Source organism: Bartonella sp. AP72JLCBS (assembly GCF_042195705.1).
In the GTDB taxonomy this organism is placed as follows: domain Bacteria; phylum Pseudomonadota; class Alphaproteobacteria; order Rhizobiales; family Rhizobiaceae; genus Bartonella.
Genome location: NZ_JBHIOU010000021.1, coordinates 1 through 12,562 on the forward strand (window position 1 = coordinate 1; position 12,562 = coordinate 12,562).

General features: G+C 40.5%; 6 protein-coding genes and 2 pseudogenes. 6 read left to right on the forward strand and 2 right to left on the reverse strand.

Going from position 1 to position 12,562, the window contains the following annotated elements:
- Together ACFILO_RS08450 and ACFILO_RS08455 are read right to left on the reverse strand one after the other, a co-directional pair.
- Positions 1–5,169 (reverse strand): filamentous hemagglutinin N-terminal domain-containing protein (locus ACFILO_RS08450; RefSeq protein WP_375678128.1); only part of this gene is annotated, 5,169 nt, incomplete at its 3' end.
- Between the two features lie 90 nt (positions 5,170–5,259).
- Positions 5,260–7,020 carry a ShlB/FhaC/HecB family hemolysin secretion/activation protein gene (locus ACFILO_RS08455; RefSeq protein WP_375678129.1) on the reverse strand — a complete coding sequence of 587 codons (1,761 nt, stop codon included), beginning with the start codon at positions 7,018–7,020 and terminating at the stop codon, positions 5,260–5,262.
- A 429-nt stretch (positions 7,021–7,449) separates the two neighbouring features.
- Between ACFILO_RS08455 and ACFILO_RS08460 the strand changes: the two are divergent.
- The 6 genes and pseudogenes from ACFILO_RS08460 to ACFILO_RS08485 form a co-directional block, all read left to right on the forward strand.
- Positions 7,450–8,105, forward strand: a pseudogene (locus tag ACFILO_RS08460) (type ISP restriction/modification enzyme); the annotation flags it as partial.
- 303 nt (positions 8,106–8,408) lie between these two features.
- The gene (locus ACFILO_RS08465) at positions 8,409–8,666 is read left to right on the forward strand and encodes a type II toxin-antitoxin system RelB/DinJ family antitoxin (RefSeq protein WP_375638828.1); all 258 of its coding nucleotides are present in this window, start codon (positions 8,409–8,411) and stop codon (positions 8,664–8,666) included.
- A gap of 1 nt (position 8,667) precedes the next feature.
- Entirely contained in the window at positions 8,668–8,940 is a 273-nt protein-coding gene (locus tag ACFILO_RS08470; protein WP_375632825.1) for a type II toxin-antitoxin system YafQ family toxin, read from the forward strand.
- A 1,662-nt stretch (positions 8,941–10,602) separates the two neighbouring features.
- Positions 10,603–11,436 carry a hypothetical protein gene (locus tag ACFILO_RS08475; RefSeq protein WP_375678130.1) on the forward strand — a complete coding sequence of 278 codons (834 nt, stop codon included), beginning with the start codon at positions 10,603–10,605 and terminating at the stop codon, positions 11,434–11,436.
- A gap of 81 nt (positions 11,437–11,517) precedes the next feature.
- On the forward strand, positions 11,518–12,096 hold the full coding sequence (locus tag ACFILO_RS08480) for a hypothetical protein (protein WP_375678131.1): 579 nt from the start codon (positions 11,518–11,520) through the stop codon (positions 12,094–12,096).
- A 110-nt stretch (positions 12,097–12,206) separates the two neighbouring features.
- Positions 12,207–12,562, forward strand: a pseudogene (locus ACFILO_RS08485) (hypothetical protein); the annotation flags it as partial.

Below are 12,562 nucleotides of genomic sequence, written 5' to 3' on the forward strand. Positions count from 1 at the left end.
CGTGGTTTTGTTTGTAGTAACTTCTGTTGATTGTTGACGAAACTTATTCTTTTGCTTCGATTTGTCGCCTTCTTTGCCCCTCAGATCCAAATCAAAACTGTTAAAATCTTGCTCTGAAATCGCGTTGAGAGCGCCACCACTGGTGAAATCTCCATTGCCCTTGGCTTTAAACTTTCCCTCAAGGTTCAGTTCACCACCTGTGACAATGGTCAAATCTCCATCACTGTTGACTTCTGCCAAACGGTGCTCACTGCTTTGGGCGTTATAATGCCCTTTTTCCAATGTCTCCTTATGGTCACTCTCTAGTACTAATGAACCAAACGTAGCAGAACCATCGACAATCACCGTCGTCGATCCACCACTGCTCCATTGGCCACCGCTCATGCTTAAATCGCCAAGGGAGTGAATGTTTAAATCCTGTATAGAAATGATTTGAGCCTGCTGCCCACTGCGATCAACAAAACCATATTCATTCGTGTCACGGATTTTTGCAGTACCATCAATGATTGTCTTCGCATTGAGGGTGATGATATCCCCCAGAATAACCCCTGAAGAGTTGGCTAAAAGATCGCCACTGCTGAGATCTACAGCACCGCTGCCAAGCAAAAAACCACCATCATTAAACAAAGTTTGCGTAGTCGAAACATGCAATGCACCATTACTTGATATGGTGCCACTATTGGTAAGACGGTCCGTCTCTATAGTGACGCCATTGCCTTTCAAACGTGCACTGGCAAGGTTTCCTTGCTGCGTTTTTGCCCCATAAACATCTTGTGCTAAAGAAGTGTTTGGTGCCAAATAAACGTGGGGTACCAAGACCTCTTGTCCATCAACAAGGTGGGTCTCAAGCCAGATCATATCCTTTTTGATCCCAGCAATCTGCTGAGGCGTTAAGGGCTTGCCTAGCTCTAACCCCAAAGGACCTTGCTGCTCCACAGCATTGTCATAGAGCCTTTGCATTTGAGCATTGGGATCTTCAACATCAAGAAGAGTGCGATTGCCTGTCAGCTCGAAGATTTGCTCACCCACCAGACGATATTCAAAATAAGCATCCCCTAATCTTTTAAACACGTTCTCAGGCTTATAATTGCCAATCTTTTTTAAGTAATAGTCCGATCCTAAAAATTTACTTGGGTTGATAAAATCTGGACGCGTCTCGACTAAAAACGGCACATCCGGTGTTTGGGTCTGGTCCAATTCTGTCTTGACAGAGTTAAGCCCGTCTTGCGTTGGCACCTGTATGGATTCTGGTGCGGGTGTTTTTGTGCTTGGTGCAAAAAGCCCTTTGTGTCCTTTCAAACCATTGATAATGCCGTCTAATCGATCATCACTAATCAGTGGTTTGGAACCATCAAAATCGGTGTTTTTAACACCAGCCAAACCTTTATCACCAGAGCTTAAGCCAACTTGCTCAACCCCCTCACGCACCGCATGATTGTCAATATAGCCTGTCAACTTGGCATCAAGCGTGCCACCAGCTTCAATCGTGCCATAAACAGCATCATAAGTGCGTTTGAGTGTTTGGGTAAAAGTAGGACCATCCCATTCTTCTGCACCTTGCCCTATACATGCTGGATTTGTGGCACTACATTGCTTATATCTGTAGCGTGTTTCAGTTACAATCTTGGTTGTTTCAATTAAATCACGCCCCTCATTGAGCAGCGTATCACCCTGCATCTCAATGTTGCCATTAGCAGCAATCAAACTATAGCTATTGCGGATATCACCGGCATGGACCGTGAGATGACGCCCTACCAAAATCTGGGCAGCATTATTGGTAAAATGAGGCTGCTGACGAATGATCGTAGTGTCGATATTTTTCTTGATCCTTGTGTGTTTATCAACATTTGGGATATTTTCCCATTCTCCTCGCACGTAACTGTGAGAAATCACTTTATCGCTAACTTCAACCCCACCTTCGCGCATGTTGGTAAGCGCTGAGACATCGAAGGTCATATCGCCTGACACGGCTTCTAAAAGACCCGAGCTGTTGATCACATGACCAGCCCGCTCTCCACTTAAGCCACGGATGATGAGATTGTCTTCAGCAATGACATCGGCAAACTTATTGATAAAATCCCCATCTAAGGAGAAAATGGCAGATTTCTTGGCATAAATCAGCCCACTATTACTCAGATCAGCGCTCACATTGAGCGCAACCCCATCACCACTTGAGCCAATACTGCCGGCATTGTCCAAAACATCTGCGGTTAAAACAAAAGCGCCACCACTTTTGAGAACACCGTCTTCACCATTTAAAACCAGAGCAACTTGCCCCAATGACGGATCATGACTTTCTGCCACAAGCGTAAAACTGTTACTGGCTAAAAGCTGACCTGAATTGGCTAAAGACCCAAGCTTCGCATCAACAACACCGCCCACCATAATACCGGAATTGCTTAAAACATCATGGCTGTTGAGAGTAAGTACCCCGCCTTGCGCTTCCACAAGCCCAGTTTGGGTGAGTGTGCCTGCCTTCAGCGTTACATCATAGGCGCCAACCTCACTTGTCTCGCCCATTGTCAAGATGCCATCACTGGAAAGCTCTATCCGCTTTTTAGAGACAATGCGCCCCGTTTGGTTCAGAGTGTTTTGCGCATGCAAAGCAATGGTATCATTGCTTTCTATCGTGCCACTATTGCTTAAATCACCGTGGCTGGTCAGTTGAAGGTCACCACGCTCAATCTCTATGTGCCCTGCTTGGATCACACTCTCAGCAACAATATTGACTGCCCCTTGCGTAGAAATGAGACCATCAACATTCTCAAAACTGCCCACATCAATGCGCAAACCATCCCGCGCTAAAACATGTGCACCTTCATCATGTGTAGCGTTTTGTTGCTCTGAATTTGTCGTTTCAGCGCTTTTATTGACAAAAGACGTTGCAACAATCTTCATCTCACCGGCTAAAGCACTGAGAAGACCAGCCTCATTATTTATATGACCAGCACGTGTCTCTTTCAGCCCACCAATGCTGAGAGCCTCTTCTGCAATCATTCTGCCCTGTGTGTTGGTTAAATCACCATCACTGAATACGTCCATAGATTTTTTGGCGTAAATCAGCCCACTATTGCTGACATTTCCTGCCACATTGAGGGCAACATTCTCACCACTAGAGCCAAGCACACCGGCATTGTCTAATTGCCCTGCGGTCACAACAAAAACGCCACCACTTTGAAGGACACCTTCGGATGTATTCTTCAGAAAGGCTTGTTGCGGATCGGCGCCTTCTTGTGTGCTTACCATCAAATGCAAATCATCGGTTGCAATAAACGTCCCTTGATTGGTAAATGCACCAATATGAGCATCGACACTCTCACCGCGCATTGTGCCGCTATTGATAACCCCATCACGCACTTGAAGGGTTAATGCTCCTTCTTGGGCTTCCACAGTCCCTGCTTGGGTTAAAGCATCAGCACTCAAAACCACATCATAACTTAAAATCGTGCTCTCTTGAGAGGTTGTGAGCATGCTACCCGCTGTCAAGGCAACCTGCTGCATGCTGACAATATCACCCGTGTGATTGAGGGCACCATGGGCATCCAGCGTTATCTTCCCATTGGACCAGACAGTGCCTTCTTGGATCAGGGCACCGTGATGCGCATAAAGGTCAACTTTTTGCTCTGCCACTAAGCGCGCGCGTGATGTAAGCTCTGCTGCTTCCACCAAAAGAGAGCCGCCGGCGCTATAATGTCCAGCGCCTACAGTGAGCCCATCATCGGCGCTCAAGACAATATTCCCCTTGGCACCAATATGGTTGTTTAAAGCGCTGATTTGATTGGTTTTAATGGTCAGATCGCCAAGGGAAGAAACCCCTGTTTGATCATTGTCTTGCATGCGGCTCAGATCAATTGTTGCTGCTTGGATCTCTAAAAGATCACCGGCGGCTATCCGCCCATTCCCCGCCTCAAGCTTTGCTGCCTGTAAATGCAAAGAACCCGTCGCTGACTGTTGACCATCACTCCCAATACCGCTTGCTAGAAGAGCATGAGACTGGAGCTTGATCAGATCGGCGTGCACATCAACAGCACCGCTTGCCGCAACGCGAGCTTGCTCAGCCAGTTCAACATGTTTCAAAGCCTTCAGTTCAACTGCTTCTTCTGAAAAAAGCAGATCTTTCACATGCACACTGTCGTGGTGAGAACGCGCTTTTACTGCTCCTTTGGCGCGTGCTTTAGAAATCACCAGCTTGCCATCACTTGTCAATCTCATGGCGCCTGCATTGGCAACCATGTCTCCGCGCATCTTAACGCCCGCACCTTTATCATTGGCAATCACGCGGATCTGCCCCGCATACATTCCACCAAACTCACTGGAATCAATCGCCAATTCCGGCTCTTTGCCATCAGAACCAAGAGAAGTTGCTTCGCGTTTGTCATAATCAAAATGATTGCGCCCCGCGATAACAGCCAAATCTCCTTTGACCTGTATGGGACCCCCGACACTGATCTTGCGCGAAACAAGATCAAAAATATCTAATGCACTCCCATCAGCCCCACGAGAACCTATGGTGATATCTCCACCTTCAACACGCAATCCACTCAAAGCGCCATCGGCTCCAATGATCGGTTGTCCAGTCGATAAAGTCACCCGTGGTGTATTAATAAAGCCACAACCGTTACAGGTAATCCCATTGGGATTGGCGATAATAACATCCGCCATATGCCCGTGTACTTCGCTCACGCCTTCAAGACGCGAGCGATTGGCACTCACCACTTCATTGAGGATAACCTTTGCTGCACCGCTATAACGCAAATTGCCGTTGCCTGGCACCAATCCCCCAAGCTGTGAACGCGAAACCTCCTCAGTCGAATTGTTCAAAATCACGCCATGGGTATCAACATTGAAACTGTCATATTTGTTATGAGAAAGACCCTGTCCATTGGGGCGAACAATATCAATCAGCGGCACATCATTGCCAGCTTTCCCCACCGTGGGGCGGAAAACAGAGCCAACCCCATCAGCTGCTTTAATCCCTTGGCTCTCTTGTGCAACAGGACTTCGCGCTCCAAGCGCTTGTGCTTGCAACAACAAAGGCTGAAAAGCTAAGCAAAAACTTAAAACCAGTGAAAGCCCCTTATGAATCCCTCGCTGCAAAACACAAAGAACGCGCTGCCATAGCTTGTATCCATATCCCAATCTATGCTTTTGATTTTTCAATCCCCGCATCTTCAGCTCCTCATAAAATTCTTTATCTCTTTAAAAAAACAACCCATATGGGTATAAACAGCGCAGCGATATTTTTACCGCCCCTTTGCTCTAAAATCTCAATAATGCTCGCACTTGAAATAACCCTGTCGCATTTCCCTTTTCTCGCACTGTCGATTGGGTTAAAATATTCGAATAAGACACATCAATATCCGTAATGTCTCCGGTTGCATGGAAACCAAGAGTTGCCCCAACGAGGCTCCCGCCAAAACTGTTTTTGTTTACATTATTGGCCACGGCCCCCAGATCAAGCGCCATATAAGGGGCAAATTGGCTCATAAATTTACGCCCCATTCTCGAAGAAAAACCTGGCAACAACAGCGACAATTCATTGCGCCAAAACGCCCCATTGTTGCCGTAATAAATCGCCTCACGCACCCCACGCACAGAGGAACTACCACCAAGCGACATTTGCTCTGAACTAAACAACGTGTCGGATGATAATTGTCCTGAAAACAGCGTGTTATAGCGAAAGTTATATTGTTTGAGCGAAAAAGGACGCACGTAGCCTAGGGAAAAAGATAATTTGGAAAATTGCCCTTTGGGTGAATTTTTTGTTGTATTCTCTTGCTCTTTATCGTCATAAGCGCCAAGAATTGCCAACCCTTTATGAAACCCTATATGCGCGCTTAATTCTCCTCCAAGCCACTTGCGCGAATGATCAAGCTCAAAGGTTGCAATAGCCAGTTTACGGCTGGAAACATCAACCCGACTGCCCATAATGAAATTATCAGAATATTTCCATGTCAACCGTCCTGTAAGCCAGGTCTTTCCCTCTTGATCACGGTCGATAACCCGTGAAATCCACGGTGTAAGCGATAAAGACTTGCCCGCAGTCATAATATCGGAAAATATTCCCTTAACACTCGAATGATATTGGCTCCACGTCCCATCAAAACCTGTTGTCCAAGTGCCATAGGGTAGAGAAAATGATCCCGTTAGAGTATCACTATTGGGGCGCTTGTGAGAAAAATGATACGGACTACCATCCATAGAACGCTGATAGCTAAACGACCATTGATCATTGATCCCCAACAGATCATCAAAAGAAAGGCTCAAGCGCGTTTGATAAATTCCTGTTGCTTTAGCACCAAGATTATCGCTGGAAAGCGTAATAAGCCAAGGTTTCTGTTTTTCAATATGAACATCGAGTATCGAACCACCCGAATTGCTCCCCGCACCAAGATTAATGGTGGCTTGGCGTGAGAAAAGCCGATTGATTTGATCAAGCCCTTGCTCTATCTGGCGCAGATTGGTCGGTTTTCCAATAAGGTTTGGAAAAGCCGTGGTGATTTCTCCTTGAGATTTCCTTCCAACTTTATGCCCATCAAGGGTAATATCTTCCATCATGCCTTCAACAACAACAATCTTGAGATGACCGCCGCTTAAATCCTGCTCAGGCAAATAAGCCCGCACTGCAATATAGCCGCGCTTCATATAAAGCTTGGTCACCGCTTTGAGCACTTTATTGATTTCGGCAATCCCCAAACACCGTCCTTCCCAAAGAGAAATGGCTTCATGAAGGTCGGTATGAGAAATCAACTGAGCACCAACAAATTCAATGCTTTTGATCAGCAAACAGGTTGTACTAGGCGAAGCACCATAGGCAGATGTGCTATCATCGTCTGGCAAAAATATCCCATGTGTTTCGTTTCTACGGTGCAATCGTTGAAAACGCTGTTCTTGCGTTTGTTGTCGTTGGATGCTCTCTGATTGATTAATCGCTTTCTCACGAATGTTTTGGGCAAAACTCGGCAACGAGAAAAGGCACAAAATAGCCGCAAAAACAAAAGTGAAAAAAAATCTATGCATTCATTGTGCCCTCAAAGTGAGCAACCAAATGAACCATATCGTCAGCGTCACAGAAAAAATCGCCAACCGCGTAACAATTTTTTAATTTTTTGATGAGAATAATACTTATAACATCTGAGAAAAAAGCATAGACTGTACTGTATACACCTGCTTTATGAGTTGTGCAAACCATATCATTTCCCCCGCTTTTGAAGATTTTACAATGACACTGTTAAATGACAATCATACACTCTAATATGCTTCTTAATTTTAAGGTGTTGCATGTAATATAATTTTGAGCTTCAAGTAAAGCCTCTTATTCATAGAATATACCAAATTTATTGGAACTGTTACATATTAGAGACAACAAAAAACTATCCATTATTATCGCTTGATAAGAAAAATAGCATGACAATCGCTTATTTACTAAAATAAGAAAAAAAGAAAATGCGTAATGCTATAACTAATGAAGGATTAGCATATTTAAAAGCCGCTTATCCTAATGAAAAAACACTAAAGATGATCTGTTTTATTATGTTTACGGTTTTTTGCATTCAGAAGATTATCGCACCCGTTATGCTGATAATTTATGCAAAGAATTGCCTCGTATCCCTTGCGTAAAAACGGCTGATGATTTTTGGAAATTTGTGACAGCAGGGCGTGAACTCGGTCATTTGCACGTAAACTATGAAACTGTAGAACCTTATCCTGTCACCTTTAAAAAGGGTAATCCAAAACAGACAGAAATCTCTAATCCCGAAAAATTCTATTATGTAACTGAAATAAAATTTGCAAAAATTAAGAATAGTAAGGAAAAGGATAAATCAACTGTTATTTATAACAGCAATATCACAATAACAGATATCCCTCTTGAAGCTTATGAGTATATCGTCAATGGCAAGCCTGCTCTTGAATGGTTTATGGGGCGTCAATGTGTAAAAACAGATAAAAAGAGTGGTATTGTGAATGATGCCAATCGCTATGCTGTTGAAACCATTGGTAACCCTGCTTATCCATTAGAGTTATTTCAAAGGGTTATCACTGTAAGTTTAGAAACAATGAAAATTGTTAAGAACTTACCAAAATTAGAAATAAGAGAAACCTAATAACTTATAAAGCATGCTCACATAATGGGTATGTTAATCTCACAAGGGGTACAGAGCTTATAACCATATCTATACCTCTCTTGTTAAGTTGATTAGATAAAATTTTCTTTACTATGAGGATAACAAAATAAAGTTAAGAGAATAGGATTTTGCAACATTCCTCTTAATTATTATGAATTAAGGATTCTTTTCGTGGAGTTTTTTGCCATACCTGCTGTCCAAAGGGTTTTTAATTCTAAAAAATTGACTTGAGACTACAGTGTAGCTACATTATAATAAAATCTATGAATGGAGGTACCAATCATGAAAGCCGATTCTGTTGTTCGCGCTCGCATTCCTGCTGAAATGAAAAAACAAGCGATGATTACTTTAGAACGCATGGGATTAAGTGCATCAGACCTTATCCGCATAACATTTTTGCGTGTCGCTGAAGAAGGTTGTTTGCCTTTTGAGCTTAAAGTACCTAATAGTGTCACACGTAAAGCTATAAAGGAATTAGATGAAGGTAAAGGTAAGACATTTAAAAACGCTGATGCCCTTTTTAAGGATTTAGGCATTTAATATGCTGATACCTGTTCGCTCGAGACAATTTAAACGTGACGTGCGCAAGGCGGAAAAACGCAGTAAAAATATGAATAAGCTGCGTACACTATTAAGTCTTCTAATTGAAGAAAAGACATTACCAAGACATTACTGTGATCATCCACTAAAAGGCGATTGGGTAGGGTATCATGATATTCATATCGAACCAGATTGGCTGCTTATTTATAGAATAGAAGGAGATAAATTACATCTTATTCGTACAGGAACGCACTCTGACCTTTTCAAAGAATAATTATATGAAAAGTTAAAAATACTCTAACTTTTCTCTACATAAAGAGCACAGACCGTAAAAAACTCGCTCTTGAAGCTATAAAAAAGCTCAAAAAAGATGAGAGATAGAGAAAAAAACTAATAGAATCAATAAAGAATAAAATTCTCACTATTAATATAACTTATTGACTTAATTATTATTGAGTATCCCTTTTTAAAAGAATAGTTTATATGCGTTATTCTAAAAAAAATCATTTGCACTTTTAAATACTCTTATTTTGATTGCTTTAAGATTTTTAAGAAATCCCATCTTAAAGTGAATACGCTTCTTTTACATTGCCTTTAAAAGATTATACCGTAATCTAAAATGATAGCTTTATTGTTATCAGAAGCTTTATTTAAAGAGGGTTATGTATATTCACTTTTCTTATAGGTTTTGAAGGTATAAAAACCGTCAAAACCCCTTCAAAACGTATATTATTAGTTGAATTTATAGGTTGTGTTATCAATAGAGGTTGTTTTTTAAGATCTGTAAAATATTAACACATTGAAAAATAACGTTTTTACTTTTTATCGTTTTTTTATCTAAAAGAGGGAACCGTCAAAACTCATAACCTAATGATCTTGATAGCATTTCTTATGAGTTATAAACCATCTTTTGAAAGGCTTTAAAGGATCACATACTCTCATAAGACATGTTTTAATCATTCACTAAATGATCACTTTTGACGATTCAATGTACTGACACAAACTGACAAATATATATTTACAGTTGTATTTATTTGTTATGGCTGTTTTAATAAGTTGTATTTTGAAAAATTCATAAAACTTAACTTATTGAAATATAATGATTTTAATTTTCTCTCATTTAAAAAAAATGATATAGGTTCTAAAAAGAACTGACAAAAATGACAAAAGTTTATTAAAAGGGATTTTGCTCATCTCTATAATGATCAGTTTCTATTGAGATGTTTTCATAAGTGTTTTCATAACAGACAATAAATCGCAATTATCCTATTTATCATTTCTCTTATGAACATGAAAAATGATGCCATGGCTATAAAGAACATAACAACTATAGAGAAAGCAAAAATGCAAATGAAAGCATTTGTTATAAGAGCGCGGTGCTATTAAGGTTGTTTAAATTAGAGCCCCTTATAAACAAAATTCACAAAAAATTTAAAATTCATTTAGTAAAAAAATGATAGGTTATAAAGCTAAAAATACGCATTATGAGAGCGTTTCTAAATATTATAAATGTATAGATTCAGAAAATACGCAATCGTTTCACAAAGCCCGTAATATAGCTTTAAAAGCACATAAATATAAAAGAAGCAATTAATAGGCATAAGACATTATCAATACACAACGTATTTAAAAAATACAAAAAAATATCAAAAAAGATAAAATATTATTTGACAATAAATACGTATTTTGCTATATAAATAATTAAGTGATCAAAACACTAAACATGTAGCGAAGAGGTTACGATAAACCTAATCCTATTAAAAACTGACTATCTTTTATGCTTTTGTTAGCATATATAGTGATTTTGTCGGGTGTAGTTACGCTATACAATACCCTTTTATGGGAAAAGCGTAACAACGGACTACATGCCGTGTTTTGAGCGCCCGGCATCCTTATAGGGTGTTAATTCAAAATTATAAACATGTAGGATTTAATTATGACAACTATATCAAAAAATACCCCCGTTATCTCTTCCATTGCAAATGAAACCGCGCCTGTTAATCAACAAGAGCCTGCAAAAAAATACGAATTTACCAATGAAAAATTCACTTTTGATGGTCTTACTTTACACCGTATACGTGCTCTAAGAGATTTTGATGATGTTAAGGCGGGGGACCTCGGCGGTTTTATTGAAAATGAAAGTAACTTATCCCATGATGGCAATTGCTGGGTCTATGATAATGCCGCGGTTCTTTTCAATGCAACTGTTTATGAAAATGCTAAAATCTATAATGATGCGAAAATCTTCAGAGGTGCCAAGGTGTATGGCAATGCTATCGTTAATGGCAAGGCATTGGTTTTTGATACAACCGCTCATATTTATGATAATGCAAAAATTCATGATAACGCTAAGGTCTGTGGGCATGTTTATGGTAATGCCGTAATCAGTGATAACGCTACTATTTCTAATGGTGCCAAGGTTTATGACAATGCCCGTGTCTATGAAAGTGCCTATGTTTGTGGCTATATTTTTGGCAATGCTCGTGTGTATGGCAAGTCACGCATTTATGTCTGGGCGCGCGTTTATGATAATGCCCATGTTTTTTGTAATGCTTGGATTAAGGATTATTCAAGTATCTATGGTCATGCCAAGGTTTCTGGCTCGGCTCGTGTTGGTTGCTTTGTAAGGATTTATGATCATGCCAAGGTCTATGGCAAATCAAATATTGATCATCATGTGCAAATTTATGGCAATGCTGTTGTGAATAGCCGTGCAAAAATTCGTAATGATATCTGTGATGATAATCAGTCACTAAAAGACGCTGCTTAAATAACGCGTGGGCGCGGTGGGGGCGCCCTCCTTTAAACATCTCATTTAAAAATTAAATCTCTTTATAAAGGAATTGTGCTCATGCAAAAGAAGTTTGCACTCACAAATGAAACGCGTGTATTTGGTAATCATACCCTTTATCGCATTAAAGCATTAAAAGACTTTGCTGATGTTAAGGCTGGTGCCTTGGGTGGCTTTATTGAAAAGGAAGATAACCTCTCTCATGATGGCAATTGCTGGGTGTATGATGAGGCTCTTGTGTTTAAAAATGGTCACGTTTATGAAAATGCAAGAGTTTTTGGCAATGCTGTCACTTGTGGTCATATCTATGGTCATGCGCGGGTTTATGACAATGCTATCATTGCTGGCTATGTTTATGATAATGCCCATGTTTATGGCAATGCTGTTATTTCTGATAATTCCCGTGTCTATGGTAATGCTCATGTGTATGGCAAGGCTATTATTTATGATAATGCCTATGTTTATGACAATGCTAGGGTTTATGAAAACGCTCGTATAGCAAATAACGTACATGTTTATGAAAATGCCAATATTCATGGAATTGCTGTTATTCGTGAAAATGTCGGCGGGTTTACTAAAATAAAAACCTATACTGAACGTCTCTCTCCTTATAGTGAATTAGAGATTGTCTGGGTCTAATCTAAAGCAGTGTAAATGAAAGCACGGGCGCGGCGAGGGTGCCCCTCTTTTAAATTTCCCATTCCAAATTTTAGCAAACGTTTATCACATTAAATTGTGAGGGTATCTCTATGTGCAAAAAATATGAATTAACCAGTGAAATCAAAAAAATCAAACATGCTCTTACTCGAAATATTATAACTCTTTATCGCATTCGTGCTTTAAAAGATTTTGATGATATAAAGGCGGGGTCTTTAGGCGGCTTTATTGAAAAGGAAGTTAACCTATCCCATGATGGCAATTGCTGGGTCTATGATGAGGTTTGTGCCTACGGTCATGCAAGAGTGTATGAAAATGCAAAAATACGGCATTATTCGCAAGTCTGTGGTCAAGTTTATGGCAATGCTGAAGTCTATGGAAAAGCTTTTATCTCTCAATATGCTAAAGTTTATGACCATGCTTTTGTCTATGGCAATGCTCATGTTTA